General features: G+C 39.4%; 1 protein-coding gene. It reads right to left on the bottom strand.

The features are described 5' to 3' along the window. Window positions 1–289, bottom strand: a 289-nt coding sequence (locus ACFINO_RS11045) for a penicillin-binding transpeptidase domain-containing protein (protein WP_375655894.1), incomplete at both ends; no start/stop codon positions are given.

Here is a 289-nt window from a genome sequence, read left to right as displayed (position 1 = left end):
CCATGACTGAGCATTACAATTTTCACAAAAACGATCATCATGACGGTAAATTGTTTTCCCATAACGATCTTGAATTCTGTCTATTAAAGAAGGATTAATAGAGCGTCCCCCATTGGCTATCACTGAATAAGCTGTAACCATCCGTAGAACTGTTGTTTCAGCAGCCCCTAAAGCCATGGGAAGATAAGGTTGTAATTCATCTACAATACCAAAACGCTCTGCATATTCAGCAACAAGAGGCATTCCCATATCATTGGCAAGCCGTATCGTCATAAGATTACGAGAATAT

The sequence above is a fragment of the Bartonella sp. AA83SXKL genome (assembly GCF_042196965.1).
Classification (GTDB): Bacteria; Pseudomonadota; Alphaproteobacteria; order Rhizobiales; family Rhizobiaceae; genus Bartonella.
This window is presented reverse-complemented; position numbering and strand designations above follow the sequence as displayed.